This window comes from Staphylococcus sp. AntiMn-1 (assembly GCF_001663395.1).
Taxonomy (GTDB): domain Bacteria; phylum Bacillota; class Bacilli; order Staphylococcales; family Staphylococcaceae; genus Staphylococcus; species Staphylococcus equorum.
Genome location: NZ_CP012968.1, coordinates 706,307 through 731,941, shown reverse-complemented (window position 1 = coordinate 731,941; position 25,635 = coordinate 706,307). Strand labels below are relative to the sequence as shown.

General features: G+C 33.7%; 20 protein-coding genes and 1 pseudogene. All 21 read left to right on the top strand.

Annotation, left to right across the window (positions count from 1 at the left end; all coding sequences use genetic code 11):
• Window positions 1-18: 18 nt before the first annotated feature.
• The 21 genes and pseudogenes from sucD to AOB58_RS03490 all read left to right on the top strand — a co-directional run bounded on the left by sucD (window position 19) and on the right by AOB58_RS03490 (window position 25,634).
• Window positions 19-927: a succinate--CoA ligase subunit alpha gene (gene sucD, locus AOB58_RS03590; RefSeq protein ID WP_021338736.1), complete on the top strand. Its 909-nt coding sequence runs from the start codon at window positions 19-21 to the stop codon at window positions 925-927.
• 465 nt (window positions 928-1,392) lie between these two features.
• The gene (dprA, locus tag AOB58_RS03585; protein ID WP_046465281.1) at window positions 1,393-2,262 is read left to right on the top strand and encodes a DNA-processing protein DprA; all 870 of its coding nucleotides are present in this window, start codon (window positions 1,393-1,395) and stop codon (window positions 2,260-2,262) included.
• A gap of 209 nt (window positions 2,263-2,471) precedes the next feature.
• Window positions 2,472-4,541, top strand: a complete 2,070-nt coding sequence (topA, locus tag AOB58_RS03580; RefSeq protein WP_064782959.1) for a type I DNA topoisomerase — start codon at window positions 2,472-2,474, stop codon at window positions 4,539-4,541.
• 165 nt (window positions 4,542-4,706) lie between these two features.
• Window positions 4,707-6,013: pseudogene (gene trmFO / locus AOB58_RS03575) on the top strand (FADH(2)-oxidizing methylenetetrahydrofolate--tRNA-(uracil(54)-C(5))-methyltransferase TrmFO).
• A gap of 118 nt (window positions 6,014-6,131) precedes the next feature.
• Window positions 6,132-7,022, top strand: coding sequence for a tyrosine recombinase XerC (xerC, locus tag AOB58_RS03570; protein WP_002507862.1), 891 nt, complete (start codon window positions 6,132-6,134; stop codon window positions 7,020-7,022).
• 3 nt (window positions 7,023-7,025) lie between these two features.
• A complete protein-coding gene (gene hslV / locus AOB58_RS03565) occupies window positions 7,026-7,568 on the top strand; it encodes an ATP-dependent protease subunit HslV (RefSeq protein WP_002507861.1) in 543 nt (180 codons plus the stop codon).
• A 133-nt stretch (window positions 7,569-7,701) separates the two neighbouring features.
• Entirely contained in the window at window positions 7,702-9,117 is a 1,416-nt protein-coding gene (hslU, locus tag AOB58_RS03560) for an ATP-dependent protease ATPase subunit HslU (RefSeq protein ID WP_002507860.1), read from the top strand.
• A gap of 23 nt (window positions 9,118-9,140) precedes the next feature.
• Window positions 9,141-9,914 carry a GTP-sensing pleiotropic transcriptional regulator CodY gene (codY, locus tag AOB58_RS03555; protein WP_002507859.1) on the top strand — a complete coding sequence of 258 codons (774 nt, stop codon included), beginning with the start codon at window positions 9,141-9,143 and terminating at the stop codon, window positions 9,912-9,914.
• A gap of 251 nt (window positions 9,915-10,165) precedes the next feature.
• Entirely contained in the window at window positions 10,166-10,954 is a 789-nt protein-coding gene (gene rpsB, locus AOB58_RS03550) for a 30S ribosomal protein S2 (RefSeq protein WP_002507858.1), read from the top strand.
• A 94-nt stretch (window positions 10,955-11,048) separates the two neighbouring features.
• On the top strand, window positions 11,049-11,927 hold the full coding sequence (gene tsf / locus AOB58_RS03545) for a translation elongation factor Ts (RefSeq protein ID WP_002507857.1): 879 nt from the start codon (window positions 11,049-11,051) through the stop codon (window positions 11,925-11,927).
• A gap of 132 nt (window positions 11,928-12,059) precedes the next feature.
• Complete coding sequence (gene pyrH / locus AOB58_RS03540) at window positions 12,060-12,782, top strand: UMP kinase (protein WP_021338738.1); 723 nt, start codon at window positions 12,060-12,062, stop codon at window positions 12,780-12,782.
• A 16-nt stretch (window positions 12,783-12,798) separates the two neighbouring features.
• On the top strand, window positions 12,799-13,353 hold the full coding sequence (gene frr, locus AOB58_RS03535) for a ribosome recycling factor (RefSeq protein WP_002507855.1): 555 nt from the start codon (window positions 12,799-12,801) through the stop codon (window positions 13,351-13,353).
• Window positions 13,354-13,586: 233 nt separating this feature from the next.
• Window positions 13,587-14,351, top strand: coding sequence for an undecaprenyl pyrophosphate synthase (locus tag AOB58_RS03530; protein WP_002507854.1), 765 nt, complete (start codon window positions 13,587-13,589; stop codon window positions 14,349-14,351).
• 17 nt (window positions 14,352-14,368) lie between these two features.
• Window positions 14,369-15,151 (top strand): phosphatidate cytidylyltransferase, encoded by a 783-nt coding sequence (locus AOB58_RS03525; protein WP_002507853.1) that lies wholly within the window; start codon window positions 14,369-14,371, stop codon window positions 15,149-15,151.
• A 327-nt stretch (window positions 15,152-15,478) separates the two neighbouring features.
• Complete coding sequence (rseP, locus tag AOB58_RS03520; RefSeq protein WP_021338739.1) at window positions 15,479-16,765, top strand: RIP metalloprotease RseP; 1,287 nt, start codon at window positions 15,479-15,481, stop codon at window positions 16,763-16,765.
• Between the two features lie 19 nt (window positions 16,766-16,784).
• A complete protein-coding gene (locus tag AOB58_RS03515; protein WP_064782958.1) occupies window positions 16,785-18,485 on the top strand; it encodes a proline--tRNA ligase in 1,701 nt (566 codons plus the stop codon).
• Between the two features lie 363 nt (window positions 18,486-18,848).
• Window positions 18,849-23,165, top strand: a complete 4,317-nt coding sequence (locus tag AOB58_RS03510) for a PolC-type DNA polymerase III (RefSeq protein WP_021338740.1) — start codon at window positions 18,849-18,851, stop codon at window positions 23,163-23,165.
• A 187-nt stretch (window positions 23,166-23,352) separates the two neighbouring features.
• Complete coding sequence (rimP, locus tag AOB58_RS03505; RefSeq protein ID WP_021338741.1) at window positions 23,353-23,820, top strand: ribosome maturation factor RimP; 468 nt, start codon at window positions 23,353-23,355, stop codon at window positions 23,818-23,820.
• Between the two features lie 23 nt (window positions 23,821-23,843).
• A complete protein-coding gene (gene nusA, locus AOB58_RS03500; protein ID WP_002507848.1) occupies window positions 23,844-25,019 on the top strand; it encodes a transcription termination factor NusA in 1,176 nt (391 codons plus the stop codon).
• Between the two features lie 17 nt (window positions 25,020-25,036).
• Complete coding sequence (rnpM, locus tag AOB58_RS03495; RefSeq protein WP_002507847.1) at window positions 25,037-25,321, top strand: RNase P modulator RnpM; 285 nt, start codon at window positions 25,037-25,039, stop codon at window positions 25,319-25,321.
• A gap of 34 nt (window positions 25,322-25,355) precedes the next feature.
• Window positions 25,356-25,634, top strand: coding sequence for a L7Ae/L30e/S12e/Gadd45 family ribosomal protein (locus AOB58_RS03490; protein ID WP_064783578.1), 279 nt, complete (start codon window positions 25,356-25,358; stop codon window positions 25,632-25,634).
• Window position 25,635 lies beyond the last annotated feature (1 nt).

Here is a 25,635-nt window from a genome sequence, read left to right as displayed (position 1 = left end):
AAGGATGGGAGCACTAAGATGAGCGTATTTATTGATAAAAATACAAAAGTAATTGTACAAGGTATCACAGGGTCAACTGCCCTTTTCCATACAAAACAGATGCTTGAATATGGTACACAAATTGTTGCTGGGGTAACACCAGGTAAAGGCGGACAAGTAGTAGAAAGTGTACCAGTATTCAACACAGTTGAAGAAGCACAAAAAGAAACAGGTGCTACAGTATCTGTTATCTATGTACCTGCGCCATTCGCAGCAGATGCAATTTTAGAATGTATAGATGCAGAATTAGATTTAGCTATCTGTATTACAGAACATATTCCAGTAATTGATATGGTTAAAGTTAAACGTTACTCAGAAGGTAAAGAAACACGTGTTATTGGACCTAACTGTCCGGGTGTTATTACTGCTGATGAATCTAAAATTGGTATCATGCCAGGCTATATTCATAAAAAAGGTCACGTAGGCGTAGTTTCTCGTTCAGGTACTTTAACTTATGAAGCTGTACACCAATTAACTGAAGAAGGTATTGGTCAAACAACAGCTGTAGGTATCGGTGGCGATCCAGTCAATGGTACAAACTTTATTGATGTGCTAAAAGCATTTAATGAAGATGATGAAACAAAAGCAGTCGTTATGATTGGTGAAATCGGTGGAACAGCAGAAGAAGAAGCTGCTGAATGGATTAAAGCTAACATGACTAAACCTGTAGTAGGTTTCGTCGGAGGACAAACAGCCCCTCCAGGTAAACGTATGGGCCATGCCGGTGCGATTATTTCAGGTGGTAAAGGTACTGCTGAAGAAAAAGTTAAAACACTTAATAATTGTGGTGTTAAAACTGCAGATACACCATCAGAAATTGGTACAACATTAATAGATGCCGCTAAAGAAGCAGGCATCTATGAGCAATTATTAACTGTAAAACAATAATTGTATTGTAAAAACCCAGCACAAATTCCGAAAATATGTCGGAGTTTGTGCTATTTTAAGTATTCAAACATTTTAGATAAAATAATACTTGCGGTTGATAGGGATAGATGTTCTTTTCTTATCAACCGTTTTTTGTTGTATGAAATTTTTATGATTTATAAAACTGAAAGATTCAATTTGTAGAAGAGATGTTTTATGTTGAATAATCTTAATTTTATAACATTTGTTATGTCTACTTTTATAATAGAAGAAAAACGATTGAAAATTTGTAGAGCTTAGCTAAAAGTAATACGTGTATAAATTTTATTTTAGTCATTAAAATATAAGGAAATTCTAGTTTGAAGTGAATTTAAAATAGAGAATTACTCCTTAAAACCTTGTTACTTTTCACTAGAAAAAGATGTGGTTTTGTAATCTAAACCATTGCTGTTTTCCATTATAATTGAGGTGAAAAGGAGAATCATTATGAGAGAACACCAATATTTAAAACTACGTTTTTCAGGTTTAACGACCCACCAAATACATCAACTGTTAAGGTATAATTCTAATTTTTTAGACTATAATCAAGTGGAACAAAATCAACTACTCAAACAATTTTTAAGTACATTAAAAACAAAGAGAAAAACAGAAATTTATGAGCAATATCTAAATATAGAAGTTAAAAACATATTAACAACGTTACGACAATGGAATTTAAAGTACATTTCAATAGAGCAGTCTTCATATCCCATATTACTTCGTGAAATCTATGAACCACCACTCATCCTTTTCTATAAAGGAAAGATATCTTTAATGCAATCTCCTCAAACTCTTGCTATTATAGGGTCAAGGCATGCGACAGAATATAGTCAAAAAGCATTGAACATTCTTTTTCCTTCATTTAAAAAAGAAAACTTAACTATAATCTCTGGCTTAGCTAAAGGCGCAGATAAAATGGCACACGAACTCGCTCTATCAATGAACATGTCTGCAATTGCAGTACTAGGTTTCGGCCATTTACAACATTATCCAAAAGAAACATTTGAAATTAGAAAACGATTAGAAATCGAAGGACTTGTAGTAAGTGAATACATTCCTTTTCAGAGACCGAAAAAGCATCATTTTCCTGAGCGTAATAGAATAATAAGTGGATTGTCAAAAGGTATATTGATTACAGAATCTAAAGCAAATAGTGGAACATGTATTACAACAAATTTTGCCTTAGAACAAAATAGAGAAGTATACATACTACCAGGTTCTATTTTTAATCCGATGACTGAAGGGAATTTATTAAGTGCTCAAGAAGGAGCAAAAATTGTATTAAAAGCAAGTGATATATTAATAGATTATAATTGAAATTTATTTGAATCTAATGGACATTAAATGGAAGTTTATTAATGAAAGAAAAGGCATTTTATAATTATGAAATTACGATGACATTTGTTTTGTTTTTTTAGTCAATATTCTGAGAAATCCAGGTAACTTAAAATTAAAAACATTGACAAAAACAAAATAGACCGTTTATCATTTATCTTTGTAATTAGAAATGCAAGGGGGTAACTACTTTGACAGAAAATTTAGTCATAGTTGAATCGCCTGCAAAAGCTAAAACCATTGAAAAATATTTAGGTAAAAAATATAAAGTTATCGCATCTATGGGGCATGTTAGAGACTTGCCACGTAGCCAAATGGGCGTAGATGATGAAAATGATTTTGAGCCAAAATATATTACGATACGCGGCAAAGGTCCAGTTGTTAAAGAACTTAAAAAACATGCTAAGAAAGCAAAAAAAATATTCTTAGCGAGTGACCCTGACCGTGAAGGTGAGGCAATTGCTTGGCATTTGGCGAACATATTAAATTTAGAAGAATCAGTAGAAAATAGAGTAGTATTTAATGAAATAACAAAAGATGCCGTGAAAGATAGCTTTAAACATCCTAGAGGCATAGAAATGAATCTTGTTGACGCTCAGCAAGCGAGACGTATATTAGACCGTTTAGTTGGTTATAATATTTCACCAGTATTGTGGAAAAAAGTTAAAAAAGGTTTGTCGGCTGGACGTGTCCAATCTGTAGCACTTAGATTAGTTATTGATCGTGAAAATGAAATCAGAAACTTTAAACCTGAAGAATATTGGAAAATTGATGGTGAATTTAGATACAAGAAATCCAAATTCAATGCCAAATTCCTTCATTTAAAAAACAAGCCATTTAAGTTAACTAATAAAGATGATGTAGAAAAAATTACAGCACAGTTAGATGGAGATCAGTTTGAGGTAACGAAAGTAACGAAAAAAGAAAAAACACGTTATCCAGCTAATCCATTTACAACATCAACATTGCAACAAGAAGCTGCGCGTAAATTGAACTTCAAAGCCCGAAAAACAATGATGCTAGCGCAACAATTGTATGAAGGTATTGATTTGAAACGACAAGGTACAGTCGGTTTAATCACATATATGCGTACAGATTCAACAAGAGTATCTGATCAAGCTAAATCTGAAGCGAAAAGTTATATTGAAGAAATATATGGTAATAACTATTTGTCAAATCGTAAAGCTAAAGGACAACAAGGCGATCAAGATGCCCATGAAGCAATCAGACCAACTGGAACATTGCGTACACCAAATGAAATGAAAAATTATTTAACACGTGATCAACACAGATTATACAAATTAATTTGGGAACGTTTTGTAGCAAGTCAAATGGCACCTGCGATTCTAGATACTGTTGCTATGGATTTAACACAAAATGATTTGAAATTCCGTGCGAACGGACAAACGATTAAGTTTAAAGGGTTCATGACATTATACATTGAAACTACAGACGACGATGAAGGCGGTAAAGAAAATAAATTACCTAAAATTGAAGAAGGCGAAATGGTTACAGCAACTAATATTGAACCTTCTCAACATTACACACAACCACCACCGCGTTATACTGAAGCGCGTTTAGTAAAAACAATGGAAGAATTGAAAATTGGACGACCATCTACGTATGCACCGACAATAGATACAATACAAAAGAGAAATTATGTAAAAAATGAAAGTAAGCGATTTGTTCCAACTGAACTAGGAGAAATCGTTCATGAACAAGTGAAGGATTATTTCCCTGAAATCATTGATGTCGACTTTACTGTAAACATGGAGACATTATTGGATAAAGTAGCTGATGGCGAAATTCCTTGGAAAAAAGTAATTCGTGATTTTTATAGTAGCTTTAGCCAAGATGTTGAACGTGCAGAAGAAGAAATGGAAAAAATTGAAATTAAAGATGAACCAGCTGGAGAAGATTGTGAACTATGTGGATCACCAATGGTAATTAAAATGGGACGCTATGGTAAATTCATGGCATGTTCTAACTTCCCAGACTGTCGTAACACGAAAGCAATTATCAAAACGATTGGCGTGACTTGTCCTAAATGTAAAGAGGGCGATGTCGTTGAACGCAAATCTAAAAAGAACCGTATTTTCTTCGGCTGTTCAAAATATCCTGAGTGTGACTTTGTTACATGGGATAAACCTGTAGGTCGTGATTGTCCTAAATGTGAACAATATCTTGTTGAGAAAAAACAAGGACGTAAAAGTCAGGTTATTTGTTCAAACTGTGATTATAAAGAAGAACTGCAAAAATAAACAATCATATCATTTATTAATTATTGCGTAATTCAAACGTACATTACGAATATTGTTAATAATTCTATAAGCAACTAACGACACATATTTATAATGTAGACGCATATATCTATAATTATGATATGATGTCGTAGTTGCTATTTTTAATGTATTGGAGGAAATTAAATGACTCAAACTGTCAATGTTATAGGGGCTGGTCTAGCCGGTTCAGAAGCAGCATATCAATTAGCTCAAAGAGGGATAAAAGTTAATTTAATAGAGATGAGGCCAGTGAAGCAAACACCAGCACATCATACTGATCAATTTGCAGAGTTAGTTTGTTCAAACTCATTACGTGGCAATGCATTAACAAATGCAGTTGGTGTTCTTAAGGAAGAGATGAGACGCCTTGATTCACTTATTATTAGTGCAGCAGATAAAGCAAGAGTACCTGCTGGTGGTGCGTTAGCAGTAGATCGACATGATTTTGCTGGTTACGTTACAGAAACTTTGAAAAATCATCCCAATGTAACAGTGTTAAATGAAGAAATTAACAGCATACCTGATGGTTACACTATCATTGCTACAGGTCCATTAACTACAGAAAAATTGGCTGCTGAAATTGTTGAAGCTACTGGTGAAGATCAATTGTATTTTTATGATGCCGCAGCTCCAATAATTGAAAAAGAAAGTATAGATATGAATAAGGTATATTTGAAATCTCGTTATGACAAAGGTGAAGCAGCATATCTGAACTGCCCAATGACTGAAGAAGAATTCAATATATTTTATGATGCATTAATGGAAGCAGAAGTTGCACCAGTAAATGAATTTGAGAAGGAAAAGTATTTTGAAGGGTGTATGCCCTTTGAAGTTATGGCAGAACGTGGACGTAAAACTTTATTGTTTGGACCTATGAAACCAGTAGGGTTAGAAGATCCTAAAACAGGTGAACGTCCATATGCAGTTGTACAATTGAGACAAGATGATGCTGCAGGTACATTATATAATCTTGTAGGTTTCCAAACACATTTAAAATGGGGGCACAAAAAGACGTTATACGTTTAATCCCTGGTTTAGAAAATGTAGAAATCGTAAGATATGGTGTGATGCATCGAAATACATTTATTAACTCGCCAGATGTGTTGACAGAAAAGTATGAGTTGATAGGTAGAGAAGAAGTTCATTTTGCTGGTCAAATGACTGGCGTTGAAGGTTATGTTGAAAGTGCAGCAAGTGGTTTAGTAGCAGGCATCAATGTAGCTCATAAAATTAAAGATAGAGGCGGCGTAGTATTTCCAAGAGAAACAATGATTGGAAGTATGGCTTATTATATTTCTCATGCTAAAAACGAGAAAAATTTCCAACCAATGAATGCGAATTTTGGTTTACTGCCAACTTTAGAAAAACGTGTTAAAGATAAAAAATTACGTTACGAAAAACTTGCAGACCGCGCGTTATCATATTTAGATAATTATAAGCAAACTTTATAAAATATTCGTAGATATAACCATTTTCTAAAAATTTTGTAAGTTTGACTCAATTTAATAGTTATTTTTCGCAGTCCCCTTCATCAATATGCTACAATTCATATTGATGGAGGGGTTTTTATTGGAAGAAATCCAACAGGCATATTTATTTATGTTAAAAGTTGAACGACAGTTTTCAGAGCATACTTTAAAGTCATACCACGATGATTTAGAACAGTTCAATGTATTTTTAAAACAAGAATATTTAGAGCTATCTGCATTCGAATATAAAGATGCAAGAAACTATCTAAGTTATTTATATTCGAAAAACTTGAAAAGAACCTCAGTTTCTCGTAAAATTTCTACGCTGAGAAGTTTTTACGAATATTGGATGACACAAGATGAAAAAGTTATAAATCCATTTATTCAATTAGTGCATCCCAAGAAAGAACAATATTTACCACACTTTTTTTATGAAGAAGAAATGGAAGCTTTATTTGACACTGTTGAAAAAGACCCGAAAAAAGGTTTGAGAGATAGAGTGATTTTGGAACTTCTTTATGCAACAGGCATAAGGGTTTCGGAGTTAGTCCATATAAAAGAGTCTGATTTAGATATGAATTTACCTGGTGTGAAGGTGTTAGGTAAAGGTGGTAAAGAACGCTTTATTCCATTTGGAGAATTTTGCAAGCAAAGTATAGAACGATATTTAGAATTATTTAAACCTAAAATTAAAAATGATCATAATTATTTATTAGTAAATATGAACGGTGCGCCTATCACAGAGCGTGGCGTTCGTTATGTGTTAAACGATGTTGTAAAACGTACAGCTGGCGTAACGGATATTCACCCACATAAATTAAGACATACATTTGCAACACACATGCTTAATCAGGGTGCTGATTTACGTACCGTTCAATCCTTGTTAGGTCATGTGAATTTATCAACTACAGGTCGTTACACACATGTTACAAATGAACAATTAAGAAAAGTATATTTAAACGCACATCCTCGTGCAAAAAAGGAGAATTAGATTATGAGTACATCTATTCACGCGACAACGATTTTTGCAGTGCAACATAACGGCCATTCAGCAATGGCAGGTGATGGACAAGTAACACTTGGTGAACAAGTGATTATGAAACAAACAGCACGAAAGGTTAGACGCTTATACAATGATAAAGTTTTAGCCGGATTTGCAGGAAGCGTTGCAGATGCATTTACATTATTCGAAAAATTCGAAACTAAATTACAACAATTCGGTGGTAATTTAGAAAGAGCCGCAGTTGAATTAGCTCAGGAATGGAGAGGTGACAAACAACTGCGTCAACTAGAAGCAATGCTAATCGTTATGGATGAGGATTCAATCCTTGTAGTAAGTGGTACAGGAGAAGTAATCGCACCAGACGATGCTTTAATAGCAATTGGTTCAGGAGGCAATTACGCATTGAGTGCAGGAAGAGCCTTGAAACGTCATGCCACAAATTTAACTGCAGAAGAAATGGCTTATGAAAGTTTAAAAGTTGCGTCTGATATTTGTGTATTTACAAATGATCAAATCGTAGTTGAAAAATTATAAAAATTGAAACTAAAAAAGCACAATGAAAAATAAAAATGTATAATCGTAAAAATTTAGGATATAGTAATAATAAATAAATTTACAAATAATTTTTAGAATAATTGAAATCAAAATTACGGAGGTAATTTATCTTATGGAAACGACTGGCATTAAATTAACACCAAAAGATATCGTTTCAAAATTGAATGAATACATTGTTGGGCAAGATGATGCAAAGCGCAAAGTAGCAATTGCATTAAGAAATAGATATAGACGAAGTCTTTTAGCTGAAGAAGCTAAACAAGAGATTGCACCCAAAAATATTTTGATGATCGGACCAACAGGTGTAGGTAAGACGGAAATAGCAAGAAGAATGGCTAAAGTTGTAGGTGCACCTTTTATAAAGGTCGAAGCAACTAAATTTACAGAAGTAGGCTACGTAGGTCGAGATGTTGAGAGCATGGTAAGAGATTTAGTTGACGTAGCTATTAGACTAGTTAAAGAACAAAAGAAAGCTTTAGTTGAAGAAGAAGCGAAACAAAAAGCAAATGAAAAATTAGTAAAACTTTTAGTACCTAGCATGAAGCAAAAAGCGAATAATACGAATAACGGTGGGAATAACCCTCTAGAATCACTATTTGGTGGTTCGATGCCAAACTTTGGTCAGAATAATGATGAAGAAGAGGATACACCTACAGAAGAAATCAAGACAAAACGTTCTGAAATTAAACAACAATTGTTGAATGGTGAACTAGAAGAAGAAAAAGTAAGATTAAAAGTAGAACAAGACCCAGGTGCTATGGGCATGTTAGGCACAAATCAAAATGAACAAATGCAAGATATGATGAAACAACTCATGCCTAAGAAAAAAGTTGAACGAGAAGTTCCTGTACAAACAGCGCGTAAAATATTAACTGACCAATTTGCCGACGAACTGATTGATCAAGAATCAGCAAATCAACAAGCAATTGAACTTGCCGAGCAAATGGGTATTATATTTATTGATGAAATCGATAAAGTTGCAACAAATAATCAAAATTCAGGTCAAGATGTGTCTCGACAAGGCGTTCAGAGAGATATTTTACCAATACTTGAAGGTAGCATGGTACAAACGAAATATGGTACTGTTAACACTGAACATATGCTATTTATTGGTGCTGGAGCATTCCACGTGGCTAAACCAAGTGATTTAATTCCTGAGTTGCAAGGTCGTTTCCCAATTCGTGTTGAATTAGAAAGTCTTTCAGTAGAAGATTTTGTACGAATCTTGACTGAACCGAAATTATCACTTATCAAACAATATGAAGCGCTACTTCAAACAGAAGAAGTGACAGTCAACTTTACCGATGACTCGATTAAACGTCTGGCAGAAATTGCGTTCCAGGTAAACCAAGATACTGATAACATTGGCGCACGTCGTTTGCATACTATACTTGAAAAAATGCTTGAAGATTTATCATTTGAAGCACCAAGTATGCCCAATGCGGTTGTAGACATCACACCACAATATGTTGATGATAAGTTGAAATCAATTTCAACAAACAAAGATTTAAGTGCATTTATTTTATAATATAAATAAAAAGGAGAAGGAATATGAGCTTATTATCGAAAACTAGAGAATTAAATACACTTTTGCAAAAGCACAAAGGTATTGCCGTTGATTTTAAGGATGTAGCACAAACAATAAGTAGTGTAACAGTAACAAATGTATTTATTGTGTCTAGAAAAGGAAAGATTTTAGGGTCAAGCTTAAACGAATTGTTGAAAAATGATCGTATTATACAAATGCTTGAAAATAGACATATCCCTAAAGAATATACGGATAAACTAATGGATGTTAGAGAAACACAATCTAATATTGATATAGAAAACGTATTATCTGTGTTCCCACCAGAAAATAAAGATTTATTCAAAATTAGCCGAACTACAATTTTTCCAATTTTAGGTGGCGGTGAAAGATTAGGTACTTTAGTACTTGGACGTGTTCAAGAAGATTTCTCTGAGAATGATTTAGTTCTTGGTGAATATGCTGCCACAGTTATTGGTATGGAAATATTACGTGAAAAACATAGTGAAGTTGAACAAGAAGCAAGAGACAAAGCTTCTATTAGCATGGCAATTAATTCTTTATCATATTCTGAAAGTGAAGCAATCGAGCATATCTTTGAAGAATTAGGCGGTAAAGAAGGATTACTTATTGCATCAAAAGTTGCTGATAGAGTAGGTATCACACGTTCAGTTATTGTTAACGCTTTGCGTAAACTTGAAAGTGCTGGTGTTATTGAATCACGTTCTTTAGGAATGAAAGGTACATTTATTAAAGTGAAAAAAGAAAAATTCTTAGATGAGCTAGAAAGAATTAAATAATCGATACGTAAATTAATTTAAAAATATATCATCAAAAAGAGCGTCTAAATCATAAGACTTTTAGATGTTCTTTTAATGTGTGAAATAGTAATGTGAAAGTATTGCTTTATAAATACAAATATGATATATTTACTCACGGCTATGAAGCCAATACGCACACAAAAAGTGCAAGTATAAAGGGTGCGATATTTAGTTATCGTGTTTATATGAGCTTTTTGTGGAGGTAATAAACCAATAGGAGGATTTTAATTATGGCAGTAATTTCAATGAAACAATTACTAGAAGCAGGCGTTCACTTTGGTCACCAAACACGTCGTTGGAACCCAAAAATGAAAAGATACATTTTCACTGAAAGAAACGGTATTTACATTATCGATCTACAAAAAACAGTGAAAAAAGTAGAAGAAGCTTATAACTTCATTAAACAAGTATCAGAAGATGGCGGAAAAGTTTTATTCGTTGGTACGAAAAAACAAGCACAAGACTCAGTGAAAGCTGAAGCAGAACGTGCGGGTCAATTCTATGTAAACCAAAGATGGTTAGGTGGAATCTTAACTAACTATAAAACAATTTCTAAACGTATCAAACGCATCTCTGAGATTGAAAAAATGGAAGAAGATGGCTTATTCGAAGTATTACCTAAAAAAGAAGTTGTAGAACTTAAAAAAGAATACGACCGTTTAATCAAATTCTTAGGCGGAATTCGTGATATGAAATCAATGCCTCAAGCATTATTTGTAGTTGACCCTCGTAAAGAGCGCAACGCAATTGCTGAAGCACGCAAATTACACATCCCTATCGTTGGTATTGTGGATACTAACTGTGATCCAGATGAAATTGATTACGTTATCCCAGCAAACGACGATGCTATTCGTGCCGTTAAATTATTAACTGGTAAAATGGCAGATGCGATCTTAGAAGGTCAACAAGGTGTATCTAATGAAGAAGTAGCAGCAGAACAAAATATTGATTTAAAAGAATCAAAAGAAGCTACTGAAGCAGGAACAACTGAAGAAAACACTTCTGTTGAATCAAACTAAGAATAATGTAAAATGGGTGATAAGATATTCAAGCTTATCACCCTTTTTTAAAAACAAATATATTAAAATTCATTAAATAATGGAGGAATATGAAATGGCAATTTCAGCTAAACTTGTAAAAGAATTACGTGAAAAAACTGGTGCAGGTATGATGGACTGTAAAAAAGCTTTAACAGAAACTGATGGTGACATCGACAAAGCTATTGATTACTTACGTGAAAACGGTATTGCAAAAGCTGCTAAAAAATCTGACCGTATTGCGGCAGAAGGTTTAGTTCATGTTGAAGAAAAAGGCAATGAAGCAGCAATTGTAGAAATTAATTCAGAAACTGATTTCGTAGCTCGTAACGAAGGTTTCCAAGAATTAGTGAAAGAAATTGCTAATCAAGTATTAGAAACAAAGGCTGAAACAGTAGAAGCCTTATTAGAAACTACATTAGCTGATGGTAAATCAGTAGACCAACGTGTTAAAGAATCTATCTCAACTATCGGAGAAAAATTAAGTATCCGTCGTTTTGCTATTAGAACAAAATCAGACAATGATGCTTTTGGTTCTTATTTACACATGGGCGGACGTATCGGTGTGTTAACTGTAGTTGAAGGTTCAACTGATGTCCAAGCAGCTAAAGACGTAGCTATGCACATTGCTGCAATCAACCCTAAATATGTTTCATCTGAACAAGTAAGCGAAGATGAAATCAATCACGAAAGAGAAGTTTTAAAACAACAAGCACTAAACGAAGGCAAACCAGAGAAAATTGTAGAAAAAATGGTTGAAGGTCGTTTACGTAAATATTTACAAGAAATTTGTGCAGTTGACCAAAACTTTGTAAAAGATCCTGATCAAACAGTTGAAGCTTTCTTGAAATCAAAAGGTGGAAAACTTGTTGACTTCTTACGTTATGAAGTAGGCGAAGGCATGGAGAAACGCGAAGAAAACTTTGCTGACGAAGTAAAAGGACAAATGAAATAATTTTTCATAGTTAAAACAAGAAAGAAGACACCTTTGTGCTCCGTATGAAAGATTTACTTTTGTATTGGAAGACCTATTGTGTCTTCTTTACTTGTATCAATTACATATTTTTACAATAGAGAGGATAAGACAATGGCTCAAACTTCTAAATACGATCGTGTTGTTTTAAAATTAAGTGGCGAAGCACTAGCAGGTAACGATGGATTTGGAATTAATCCAATTACGATTAAAAGTGTGGCTGAACAAGTAGCCGAAGTTGCAAAGATGGATTGCGAAATTGCAGTTATCGTTGGCGGAGGTAATATTTGGAGAGGTAAAACGGGTAGTGACCTAGGCATGGATCGTGGTACTGCTGATTATATGGGTATGTTAGCTACAGTAATGAATGCTTTAGCGCTACAAGATAGCCTTGAACAATTAGAATGTGACACACGCGTTTTAACTTCAATTGAAATGAAACAAGTTGCAGAACCATACATTCGTCGTCGTGCAATTAGACACTTAGAGAAAAAACGTGTAGTTATTTTTGCAGCGGGTATTGGTAATCCATACTTCTCAACTGATACTACAGCAGCTCTACGTGCGGCTGAAGTTGAAGCCGATGTTATCTTAATGGGTAAAAATAATGTTGATGGCGTTTACTCTGCTGATCCAAAAGTAGACCCTAATGCTATTAAGTATGAACATCTTACTCATATTCAAATGTTACAAGATGGTTTACAAGTAATGGATTCAACAGCGTCTTCATTCTGTATGGATAATAACATTCCGTTGAATGTATTCTCAATTACTGAAGAAGGTAATATTAAACGTGCAGTAATGGGTGAAAAAATAGGAACAATAATAACAAAATAATTAGAGGTGTATGAGAATGAGCGACATTATTAATGATACGAAATCAAAAATGCAAAAATCTGTTGATAATCTTTCAAGAGAATTAGCTAATATTAGTGCCGGAAGAGCCAACTCCAATTTATTAAATGGCGTAAATGTTGATTATTATGGTGCTCCAACACCAGTTCAACAACTTGCTAGTATCAATGTGCCAGAAGCACGTTTATTAGTAATTGCACCATATGATAAATCATCTGTCGGTAATATTGAAAAAGCAATCAATGCTGCTAACTTAGGTGTGAATCCTTCAAGTGACGGAGAAGTTATACGTATTGTTATTCCAGCATTAACTGAAGACCGCCGTAAAGAGCTTGTAAAAGAAGTTAAGAAAATTGGCGAAGATGCGAAAGTAGCAGTTAGAAATGTTCGTCGTGATTCAAATGATGTACTTAAAAAACAAGAAAAAAATGGCGATATCACTGAAGATGATTTAAGATCACAAACAGATGATGTACAAAAATTAACTGACAACTCAATTAAAGAAATTGATAAATTATTAGAAGAAAAAGAAAAAGATATAATGTCAGTATAAACATGGTAATGATGATTATACTTCTATTCACTCATTAAGGTATATAATTACTTATAGTTAGAGCTTGAAGAAGAGGTATATCATTTATTTATCTGAACTGTATCAAATCAGACTTTGGTACAGTTTTTTTATTTGTTTATTCAATGCACCTATCTATTATGATAAAATGGTAGATAATTGCATCTAGAATCTAATTATAATAAACAGAGATGATCAAGCTCGGAGGAAATACCATGTTTAAAAAGTTAAAAAAGAAGAAAGAAAATCAGTATAAGCAATCCGATATAGATTTGGAAGTACATAATATACCCGAACATGTTGCTATAATTATGGATGGTAATGGTCGTTGGGCTAAACAAAGAAAATTGCCTAGAATAAAAGGTCACTACCAAGGTATGCAAACTGTTAAAAAAATTACTAAAGCAGCTAGTGATTTAGGAATTAAATATTTAACATTGTATACTTTCTCTACAGAAAATTGGACAAGACCTAAAAATGAAGTGAATTACATCATGAACTTGCCAGTTAACTTTTTAAGAACATTTCTACCAGAGTTGATAGAAAATAATGTTAAAGTAGAGACGATTGGTTTTATTGAGCATTTACCAACATCTACACTTAAAGCGATAGATAAAGCAAAAGAAGAAACAAAAAATAATACGGGCTTAAAATTGGTCTTTGCTATAAATTATGGCGGACGAGCCGAAATTGTCCACAGTGTGAAATCAATTTACGACAAATTGACTGCTGAAGGTTTAACAAGTGAAGCAATCACTGAAGAAATGATTAATGAGCATTTAATGACTCATTGCTACCCTGACCCAGATCTTTTGATTAGAACATCAGGAGAGCAACGTATTAGTAATTTCCTAATCTGGCAAGTATCTTACAGTGAATTTTTATTTAATGAAAAATTATGGCCAGATTTTGATAAAGAAGAATTAATAAACTGTATTAAAATTTATCAATCTCGTCAAAGGCGTTTTGGGGGATTATAAGTAGTTAGGAGAATAGTATGAAAGTTAGAACTTTGACGGCAATCATAGGACTTATCATTTTCCTCCCGGTCTTACTAAAGGGCGGAGTTATATTAATGCTGTTTTCGTATTTATTAGCGTTCATAGCATTGAAAGAATTGCTGAATATGAATATGATTAAGTTTTTATCGGTGCCAGGTATCATAAGTGCGTTAGGAATTTTAATTATTATGTTACCTCAAGGTGCGGGTAACTGGGTTAATGATTTACAATTAAAGTCATTAATAGCAATGAGTTTTATTTTATTAAGTTATACAGTGCTTTCTAAAAATAGATTTAGTTTTATGGACGCTGCATTTTGTTTAATGACGATTGCGTATGTTGGTATTGGTTTCATGTATCTTTATGAAACACGATCTGAAGGCTTACACTACATACTATTTGCATTTCTAATCGTATGGTCAACAGATACAGGGGCATATATTTTTGGTCGTTTAATGGGCAAACATAAATTATGGCCTGTGATTAGTCCTAATAAAACAATAGAAGGTTTTGTTGGTGGATTGATTTGTAGTTTAATTATTCCACTTGTTATGATTATGTTTGTAGACTTTAATATTGCAACGTGGATATTATTAATTGTTACGATCATTTTAAGTATGTTTGGACAACTTGGTGACCTTGTTGAATCAGGTTTCAAACGCCATTTTGGTGTGAAAGACTCTGGTCGAATTTTGCCTGGTCATGGTGGTATTTTAGATCGCTTTGACAGTTTTATGTTTGTATTGCCACTATTAAACATCTTGTTAATACAAGCTTAACTACAAATTCAAAGTGATACTATACAATTATATAAACAAAAATAAGGAGTTAATGAGATAAAATAACTGAGTGCTTCAATGCAGTTATTTTATTTATTAACTCCTTTTCACAAGCAAAAATACTTTGTGTAATTACGACTGTACAATGATAAGAATAATGTAAGCGAGTGACTAGAAGACATATTAAAGTTACGTGTGTCACTCAGCATTGTTGTGTTATACTTTTATAATCTAAAGTAAGCAGTTAGTCATAAGAAAATGAATCATATGAATTAATATATGAAGTATGAGCAAACAATTTATTTCGAAAATATGAGGTGTAGCAAAGTGAGTTTTCTAGTAACAATTATTTCATTTATAATCGTTTTTGGTGTCCTTGTCACAGTTCATGAGTATGGACATATGTTTTTTGCAAAACGCGCAGGCATTATGTGTCCGGAATTTGCAATTGGTATGGGACCTAAAATATTTAGTTTCAGAAAGAATGAAACGTTATATACGATTCGATTATTACCTGTCGGAGGTTACGTACGCATGGCTGGTGATGGTTTAGAAGAACCACCAGTTCAACCAGGTATGCATGTAAAAATAAAATTAAATGACAAAGATGAAATTACGCACATCATTTTAGATGATCAACACAAATTTCAACAAATTGAAGCAATAGAAGTAAAACAATGTGATTTTAAAGATGGCTTATTCATTGAAGGGGTAACATCATATAATCAAGAAAGACAACGCTATGCAATAGCTAAAACGTCTTACTTTGTAGAGAATGGTAGTTTAATTCAAATTGCACCTAGAGATCGTCAATTCACGTATAAAAAGCCTTATCAAAAATTCTTAACTTTATTCGCAGGACCATTGTTTAATTTCTTACTTACATTAGTATTATTTATTGGTCTAGCATATTATCAAGGTACAGCAACAAATTCAGTTGATGAAGTTGTTAAAGATTCACCTGCTGAACAAGCAGGTCTTAAATCTGGTGACACGATTGTTAAAGTAGGAAACCATAATATTGATGGTAAAGATGATATTGATAAAGCAGTAAAAGAAATTAAAGATAACAAGACAAAATTAGTCGTCGAACGTAATGGCAACAAGCAAACATTTGATATTAAACCTAAAAAGGTTGAACAAAAAGTAACGAAAACACACTCAGAAACAAAATATTTATTAGGTTATAGTGCAGCGACTGAACACACTATTTTCAAACCAATTGCAGCGGGTGTGGAACAAACACTTAGTGCAGGTAAAATTATTTTCACTGCAATTGTAAGTATGATTGCAAGCATTTTCACTGGAGAATTCTCATTTGATATGTTGAATGGTCCAGTAGGTATATATCATACTGTCGACTCTGTCGTTAAAACTGGTATAATTAACTTGATTTCATGGACTGCTTTGCTAAGCGTTAACTTAGGATTAATGAATTTACTACCAGTACCAGCGTTAGATGGTGGACGAATTTTATTTGTCATTTATGAAGCAATCTTTAGAAAACCAGTAAATAAAAAAGCAGAAACTACAATTATCGCCATTGGTGCCGTATTTGTATTAATCGTTATGGTATTAGTGACTTGGAACGATATTCAGCGTTATTTCTTATAAGAGGGAGAGAAGCATTTAAATGAAACAATCAAAAGTATTTATACCAACTATGAAAGAAGTGCCAGCTGGTGCTGAGGCATTAAGCCATCGACTATTATTAAAAGCAGGCTTAATCAAACAAAGTACAAGTGGAATTTACAGTTACTTACCAATTGCAGCGAGAGTATTAAATAATATTGAAGCTATCGTACGCGAAGAGATGGAGCGTATTGATGCGGTTGAAATATTAATGCCAGCATTGCAACCATCAGAATTATGGGAAGAATCAGGACGTTGGAGTGCATATGGTCCAGAACTTATGCGTTTACAAGATCGTAATGGCCGTCAATTTGCGCTTGGACCAACACATGAAGAAGTTGTGACTTCAATTGTTCGTGATGAATTGAAATCATATAAACAACTGCCAATGACACTTTTCCAAATACAATCTAAATTTAGAGATGAAAAGCGTCCACGTTTCGGTCTATTACGTGGTAGAGAATTTATAATGAAAGATGCTTATTCTTTTCATGCTGATGAAGCGTCACTAGATGAAGCATATGAAGATATGTACCATGCATATGGTCGCATCTTTAATCGTGTAGGTATTAACGCGAGACCTGTTGTTGCTGATTCAGGTGCAATTGGTGGTAGTCATACACATGAATTTATGGCGTTAAGCGAAATCGGTGAAGACACGATTGTGTACAGTGAGCAAAGTGATTACGCTGCAAATATTGAAAAAGCTGAAGTGGTTTACCATCCTAATAAAAAACATGAAGATGTACAACCGTTAACAAAAATTGAAACGCCAAATGTGCATACAGCACAAGATCTTGCGACATTTTTAAACAAACCATTAGACGAAATTACTAAATCTATGATATTTAATGTCGATGGTGAATTTATATTAGTATTAGTTCGAGGTCACCATGAAATTAATGATATTAAATTAAAAGCTTATTTTGGTACTGACAATGTGGAGTTAGCAACTGAAGGTGAAATTATTAATATTTTAGGTGCAAAACCAGGTTCACTGGGTCCAGTTTTCGATAAAGACATTAAAATTTATGCAGATAATTTCATTCAAGATTTGAATAATATCGTCGTTGGTGCGAATGAAGATGGATATCACTTGTTAAACGCAAATGTCGATCGTGACTTTGAAGTAGAAGCCTATGGAGATTTTAGATTCATTTTAGAAGGTGAATTATTAGCAGATAGCTCAGACAAAGCGCACTTTGCAGAAGGTATTGAAGTAGGCCAAGTCTTTAAACTTGGAACAAAATACTCTGAATCAATGAACGCTACGTTCTTAAATGACCAAGGTAGAGCACAACCATTATTAATGGGATGTTATGGCATTGGTATTTCAAGAACATTAAGTGCAATCGTTGAACAAAATAACGATGAAAATGGTATTATTTGGCCAAAATCAGTCACACCATTTGAATTACATTTAATCACAATCAATCCTAAAAAAGATGACCAACGTGAATTAGCGGATCAATTATATACGCAATTAAAAGAAAATTATGATGTACTTTATGATGACCGTAAAGAACGTGCTGGTGTGAAATTTAATGATGCTGATTTAATCGGTTTACCAATACGTATTGTCGTAGGCAAAAATGCTGCAGAAGGCATTGTAGAAGTTAAACGTCGCGATACTGGTGACAGTGAAGATGTGCATATCGATAATTTAATCAATTATGTAAATGAATTATATACAAATTTATAATCTATAAGGGAATTGCTAGATGTTACTTATATAAAATCATAAGGCTGACGCACAAATTCAACAATCTATATTTGTGAGTGTAAATTAAAAAATATACACTAGCTGTCTCATTTTTAGATATGTTTGACTCAAACTTTTAAGGAGGGGGCGGGAATACGAAATCAAATTTTAAAGTTTGATTTCTGTTCCGCTCCCATTTATTATTCACAAAAATATGAATTTAATTTATTAAGTTTAACTATTAGAATTTCACACATATCCGTTATAATATAGAGAATGGAATAATAATACATACACCGTCATTTAATGTAAGTAAGCATATACAAGTAAAGCAGTGTAATTAATAGTAAGGTGGTTATCGTCATGGCAATGACAAATCAGGAAAAATTTAAAATCCTAGCTGACCAAATTAAAATAACAAACCATTTGGAACCAGAAATTTTGGAACAAAGTGAACTAACGCGTGTGGATGTTAAGACAACAGATCGTACATGGGTGTTTCAAATCACATTACCACACTTTCTATCAATAGAAGATTATTTGCTTTTTACAGGTGCAATTACAGAAGAGTTTAAATCAATTGCAAATGTAGAATGTAATATTACGATAAATAATAAATCAAACCAAGATGAATATGCGATAAAGTATTTTAATCATTGTATTGATCAAACACAACTTTCACCTAAAGTAAAAGGACAATTAAAGCAAAAACGCTTAATTATGTCGGGAGATGTGCTAAAAGTAACTTGTCAAAATGATATCGAGAGAGATCATTTTGATAAAGCCTGTAATGGTAGCTTAGTTAAAGCATTTCAACAGTGTGGATTCGATATTAGTAAGATAGTTTTTGAAACGGATAGCGTTGGAAACGAAGATGATTTAGCATCATTAGAAGCACATATTCAAGAAGAAGATGAAAAGAGTGCACGTGAAGCTACTGAAAAATTAGAAAAAATGAAAGCCGAGAAGGCAAAACAACAAGATAATAATGAAAGTTCGGTAACTAAGTGTCAAATTGGTAAACCAATCCCAATTGATAATATTAAACCTATAGATTCTATTATTGAAGAAGAATTCAAAGTAGCAGTTGAAGGTGTTATTTTTGATATTAACTTAAAAGAGTTGAAGAGTGGGCGACACATTGTAGAGTTGAAGGTAACTGACTATACAGATTCGCTCGTATTAAAAATGTTCACTCGTAAAAACAAAGATGATTTAGATAACTTTAAGGCATTGAGCGTCGGTAAATGGGTTCGCGCACAAGGACGCATAGAAGAAGATTCATTTGTTCGTGATTTAGTGATGATGATGTCAGATATTGAAGAAATTAAAAAAGCTACGAAACAAGATAAATCTGAAGAAAAACGAGTAGAATTCCATTTGCATACGGCAATGAGTCAAATGGATGGCATACCTAATATTTCAGCGTACGTAGATCAAGCAGCAAAGTGGGGTCATAAAGCTATTGCAGTGACTGACCATAATGGTGTACAAGCCTTTCCAGACGCACATGCGGCAGCTGAAAAAAATGGTATTAAAATGATTTACGGAATGGAAGGTATGTTGGTTGACGATGGTGTACCTATTGCATACAAACCTATGGACCGTGATTTGAAAACCGCAACATATGTTGTATTCGACGTTGAAACGACCGGTTTATCCAATCAATACGATAAAATTATCGAGCTCGCTGCAGTCAAAGTTAAAGACGGGGAAATCATTGATAAGTTTGAACGTTTTAGTAATCCACATGAACGTTTATCCGATGTTATTATTAATTTGACACATATTACGGATGATATGTTAGTTGATGCTCCAGAGATAGAAGAAGTTCTTACTGAGTTTAAAGCATGGGTAGGGGACGCTATTTTCGTTGCTCATAACGCATCCTTTGATATGGGCTTTATAGATACTGGATATGAACATGTCGGTATTGGTGCGTCTACAAACGCTGTAATAGATACACTTGAATTATCAAGAACAATCAATACTGAATACGGTAAACATGGATTGAACTTCTTAGCCAAAAAATACGGCGTAGAGTTAACACAACACCATAGAGCAATTTATGATACGGAAGCAACAGCTTATATGTTTATTAAAATGCTTAAACAATTAGAAGAACTTGACGTTCATAATCACCAAGATATTAATACATCGTTATCAAATGAAGATGCATACAAACGTGCACGTCCGAATCACGTCACGCTTATTGTTCAAAATCAACAAGGTCTTAAAAACTTATTCAAGATTGTAAGTGCGTCCTTAGTCCAATATTATTATAGAACACCTAGAATTCCACGTTCATTATTAGATGAATATCGTGAAGGTATTCTCGTTGGTTCTGCATGTGACGAAGGAGAAGTATTTACTGCAGTAATGCAAAAAGATCAGTCTCAAGTTGAACGTATAGCTCAATACTATGATTTCATAGAAATTCAACCGCCTGCTTTATACCAAGGCTTAATTGATAGAGAACTGATACGTGATAATGAAACATTATATGAAATATATAATCGTTTAATTCGTGCGGGTGAAGTCAACGATATTCCCGTTATAGCTACAGGAAATGCACACTATTTGAATGAACATGATTCGATTGCGCGTAAAATATTGATTGCTGCACAACCTGGTAATCCATTAAACCGTTCTACATTGCCAAAGGCGCATTTTAGAACTACAGACGAAATGTTAGACGAATTGCACTTCTTGGGTGAAGAAAAAGCCTATGAACTTGTCATTAAGAATACTAATGAGCTAGCAGATCGTATAGAGCGTGTTGTTCCAATTAAAGATGAGCTATATACACCAAGAATGGAAGGCGCAAATGAAGAAATTCGAGAAATGAGCTATTCTAATGCAAAAGACCTCTACGGTGATGATTTACCACAAATTGTAATTGATCGTCTTGAAAAAGAATTAGAGAGTATTATAGGTAATGGCTTCTCTGTTATATACCTCATTTCACAACGACTTGTTAAAAAATCTTTAAATGACGGATATCTCGTTGGTTCACGTGGTTCTGTAGGATCAAGTTTTGTAGCAACTATGACAGAAATCACAGAAGTTAATCCATTGCCACCACATTACATTTGTCCAAAATGTAAAACGAGTGAATTCTTTGATGATGGCTCTGTTGGCTCTGGTTTTGATTTAGCAGATAAAAAATGTGAAACTTGTGGCAGCGACCTTATTAAAGAAGGTCAAGATATTCCTTTCGAAACATTCTTAGGCTTTAAAGGCGATAAGGTACCAGATATTGACTTGAACTTTAGTGGAGAATATCAACCGAATGCACATAATTATACAAAAGAATTATTTGGTGATGATAAAGTATTCCGTGCTGGAACAATTGGTACAGTCGCAGAGAAAACAGCTTTTGGTTATGTGAAGGGTTATTTAAATGACCAAGGTATCCATAAACGTGGCGCAGAAGTAGATAGACTTGTTAAAGGTTGTACAGGCGTTAAACGTACATCTGGACAACATCCAGGTGGTATTATTGTAGTACCTGATTATATGGATATATATGATTTCACACCTGTACAGTTCCCAGCGGACGATCAGTCTTCATCTTGGATGACAACGCATTTTGATTTCCACTCCATACATGATAACGTTCTAAAGTTAGATATACTTGGACACGATGATCCAACAATGATTCGCATGTTACAAGACTTATCAGGAATAGATCCCAAAACAATTCCAGTGGATGATAAAGAAACGATGGGCATCTTTAGTTCGCCTGAACCTTTAGGTGTTACACAAGAGGAAATTTTATGTAAAACTGGCACGTTTGGTGTACCAGAATTTGGTACTGGCTTTGTTAGACAAATGTTAGAAGACACAAAACCAACAACATTTTCAGAACTTGTTAGAATATCAGGATTATCACATGGTACAGATGTATGGTTAGGGAACGCTCAAGATTTAATACGTTCAGGTAAATGTGATTTAGCGAGTGTAATATGTTGTCGTGATGATATTATGGTTTATTTAATGTATAATGGTTTAGAGCCGTCACTTGCCTTTAAGACAATGGAATTTGTGCGTAAAGGTAAAGGGTTGACTGACGATATGGTCGAAGCAATGGTAGACAATGAAGTACCTGATTGGTATTTAGATTCATGTAGAAAAATAAAATACATGTTCCCTAAAGCCCATGCCGCAGCTTATGTGTTAATGGCGGTAAGAATTGCTTACTTTAAAGTACATTATCCACTATATTATTATGCAAGTTATTTCACAGTACGCGCATCTGACTTTGATTTAATTACAATGATTAAAGATAAAGAAAGTATTCGTAATACTGTTAATGATATGTACTCACGTTATATGGATTTAGCTAAAAAAGAAAAAGATACTTTAACAGTGCTTGAAATAATGAATGAAATGGCACAACGTGGTTTCCGTATGCAGCCAATCAGTTTAGAAAAAAGTAAATCATTTGAATTTATTATTGAAGGCGATACTTTGATTCCACCATTTATATCTGTTCCAGGTTTAGGTGAAAACGTTGCACAAAGAATTGTAGAAGCTCGTGAAGAAGGTCCATTTTTATCTAAAGAAGATTTAAATAAAAAAGCTGGATTATCACAAAAAGTAATAGAATACTTAGATGAATTAGGTTCTTTACCTAATTTACCTGATAAAGCGCAATTATCAATTTTTGATATGTAATAAACAAAAAGACTTAATAAATAACAAAAAGCATGAATTAACTTGTCATTATAGGCTTTTTACAAATATAGTTATTTGTCTACCAAATAAACATATGATATAATAACAGTGCTTAAAAAATTAGACTCAGGCAGAAAGAGTGGGCATAATACCCGCTCTTTTCTATTTGCCAAAACAGGAGGTCAGCATGAGTAAAATAACTGAGCAAGTTGAAGCAATAATTCAACCTGTCCTTGACGACTTAAATTTTGAATTAGTAGAAGTTGAGTTTACAAAAGAAGGAAACGATCATTTTTTAAGAGTATCTATCGATAAAGAAGGTGGCGTAGATTTAAATGATTGTGCGCTTGCTTCTGAAAAAATAAGTGAAGTAATGGATTCAGAAGATCCTATCGAACAGATGTATTATTTAGATGTTGCCTCACCTGGTGCTGAAAGACCAATTAAAAAAGAAAAAGAATATCGCAACGCTGTGACTAAACCAGTATTTGTTTCTTTATATGCTCCAATCGAAGGCGCAAAAGAATGGTTAGGTATATTGCAATCAGTTGATGATGAAACAATAGTTATGGAAGTTAAAGAGAAATCAAAAACAAAACAAGTTGAAATACCAAGAAGTAAAATCGCTAAAGCACGTCATGCAGTAATTATATAACGTGACGAGGAGGATGATAAATCGTGTCAAGTAATGAATTATTATTAGCTACTGAGTACTTAGAAAAAGAAAAGAAAATTCCTAGAGAAGTATTAATTGATGCTATCGAAGCGGCATTAATTACTGCTTATAAAAAGAACTATGAAAGTGCAAGAAACGTTCGTGTTGAATTAAACATGGACGAAGGTACATTTAATGTTATCGCACGTAAAGAAGTGGTTGAAGAATCATTTGATAACAGAGAAGAAATCGACTTAAGTACGGCACTAGTAAAAAACCCTGCTTATGAAATTGGTGATATCTACGAAGAAGACGTAACACCAAGTGATTTCGGACGCGTAGGGGCGCAAGCAGCTAAACAAGCTGTTATGCAACGTTTACGTGATGCTGAACGTGAAATACTATATGATGAATTCATCGACAAAGAAGATGATATTGTTACTGGTCTTATTGACAGAGTAGATCATCGTTATGTATATGTGAATTTAGGGCGTACTGAAGCTGTATTGTCCGAAGCAGAAAGAAGCCCAAATGAAAGCTATATTCCAAATGAAAGAATAAGAGTGTATGTGAACAAAGTTGAACAAACTACAAAAGGACCACAAATATACGTTTCAAGAAGCCATCCAGGTCTATTAAAACGTTTATTTGAACAAGAAGTACCAGAAATCTTTGACGGTACAGTAGTAGTTAAATCTGTAGCTCGCGAAGCTGGCGATCGCTCAAAAATCAGTGTACACTCAGACAACCTTGACATCGATGCAGTAGGTGCTTGTGTAGGTTCTAAAGGTAGTCGTGTTGAAGCTGTTGTTGAAGAACTTGGCGGCGAGAAAATTGATATTGTGCAATGGGATGAAGATCCTAAAGTGTTTGTAAAAAATGCTTTAAGCCCGTCACAAGTATTACAAGTTATTGTTGATGAAGAAAATCAATCAACTGTAGTTGTAGTGCCAGATTATCAATTATCATTAGCTATAGGTAAACGCGGACAAAACGCCCGTTTAGCTGCTAAATTAACTGGTTGGAAAATTGATATTAAATCAGAAACAGATGCTAGAGAAGCAGGTGTCTACCCGACAGATGTTGAAGGCACAGAAGATCAACTTAATGATGTTGTTGACGAAGAGAATGTTGATTTGGAAGACACAGTCAATGAAGACTCTGAAACAGTAACTGAAGAAGAAGACGCTGAAAAATAACTTGGGGTGATAACTTTATGAAAAAGAAAAAAATTCCAATGCGTAAATGTATACTTTCAAATGAAATGTACCCTAAGAATGACATGATTAGAGTTGTAATTAATAAAGACGGACAAATTTTTGCTGATGCAACTGGCAAACAACAAGGCCGTGGCGCTTATGTATCTAAAAATGTTAAATTAGTAGAAGAAGCGCAACAAAAAGAAACATTAGAAAGATATTTCAAATCTGATGCTGAAACGTTAGAGCCTGTTTATAAAGAGATTATACGTCTTATTTATCGTGAAGAGATACCTAAATGACAAAGAAAAAATCGTGAATTTTTTAGGTTTAGCAATGCGTGCAGGAAAAGTTAAAACAGGCGAATCAGTCATTATAAATGATTTGAAGAATAATAAATTAAAGCTCGTAATCATTGCAACAGATGCTTCTGACAACACAATGAAAGTGATGCAGAACAAATGTGAAAGTTACCATATATCATTACGTATATTTGGAACAAGAGCTGAATTAGGACAAGCTTTAGGTAAAGCAGAACGTGTAAACATTGGAATCACTGATCAAGGCTTTGCTAAAAAGTTATTGTCAATGATTGATGAATATCGTAAGGAGTGAC

What these genes read in the sequence shown, in the direction of transcription:
- rpsB (WP_002507858.1), top strand. Translation starts at nt 10,166, where the DNA reads ATGGCAGTAATTTCAATGAAACAATTACTAGAAGCAGGCGTTCACTTT.
- sucD (WP_021338736.1), top strand. Translation starts at nt 19, where the DNA reads ATGAGCGTATTTATTGATAAAAATACAAAAGTAATTGTACAAGGTATC.
- codY (WP_002507859.1), top strand. Translation starts at nt 9,141, where the DNA reads ATGAGCTTATTATCGAAAACTAGAGAATTAAATACACTTTTGCAAAAG.
- pyrH (WP_021338738.1), top strand. Translation starts at nt 12,060, where the DNA reads ATGGCTCAAACTTCTAAATACGATCGTGTTGTTTTAAAATTAAGTGGC.
- hslU (WP_002507860.1), top strand. Translation starts at nt 7,702, where the DNA reads ATGGAAACGACTGGCATTAAATTAACACCAAAAGATATCGTTTCAAAA.
- rimP (WP_021338741.1), top strand. Translation starts at nt 23,353, where the DNA reads ATGAGTAAAATAACTGAGCAAGTTGAAGCAATAATTCAACCTGTCCTT.
- hslV (WP_002507861.1), top strand. Translation starts at nt 7,026, where the DNA reads ATGAGTACATCTATTCACGCGACAACGATTTTTGCAGTGCAACATAAC.
- frr (WP_002507855.1), top strand. Translation starts at nt 12,799, where the DNA reads ATGAGCGACATTATTAATGATACGAAATCAAAAATGCAAAAATCTGTT.
- dprA (WP_046465281.1), top strand. Translation starts at nt 1,393, where the DNA reads ATGAGAGAACACCAATATTTAAAACTACGTTTTTCAGGTTTAACGACC.
- tsf (WP_002507857.1), top strand. Translation starts at nt 11,049, where the DNA reads ATGGCAATTTCAGCTAAACTTGTAAAAGAATTACGTGAAAAAACTGGT.
- AOB58_RS03525 (WP_002507853.1), top strand. Translation starts at nt 14,369, where the DNA reads ATGAAAGTTAGAACTTTGACGGCAATCATAGGACTTATCATTTTCCTC.
- AOB58_RS03530 (WP_002507854.1), top strand. Translation starts at nt 13,587, where the DNA reads ATGTTTAAAAAGTTAAAAAAGAAGAAAGAAAATCAGTATAAGCAATCC.
- AOB58_RS03510 (WP_021338740.1), top strand. Translation starts at nt 18,849, where the DNA reads ATGGCAATGACAAATCAGGAAAAATTTAAAATCCTAGCTGACCAAATT.
- AOB58_RS03490 (WP_064783578.1), top strand. Translation starts at nt 25,356, where the DNA reads ATGCGTGCAGGAAAAGTTAAAACAGGCGAATCAGTCATTATAAATGAT.
- rnpM (WP_002507847.1), top strand. Translation starts at nt 25,037, where the DNA reads ATGAAAAAGAAAAAAATTCCAATGCGTAAATGTATACTTTCAAATGAA.
- AOB58_RS03515 (WP_064782958.1), top strand. Translation starts at nt 16,785, where the DNA reads ATGAAACAATCAAAAGTATTTATACCAACTATGAAAGAAGTGCCAGCT.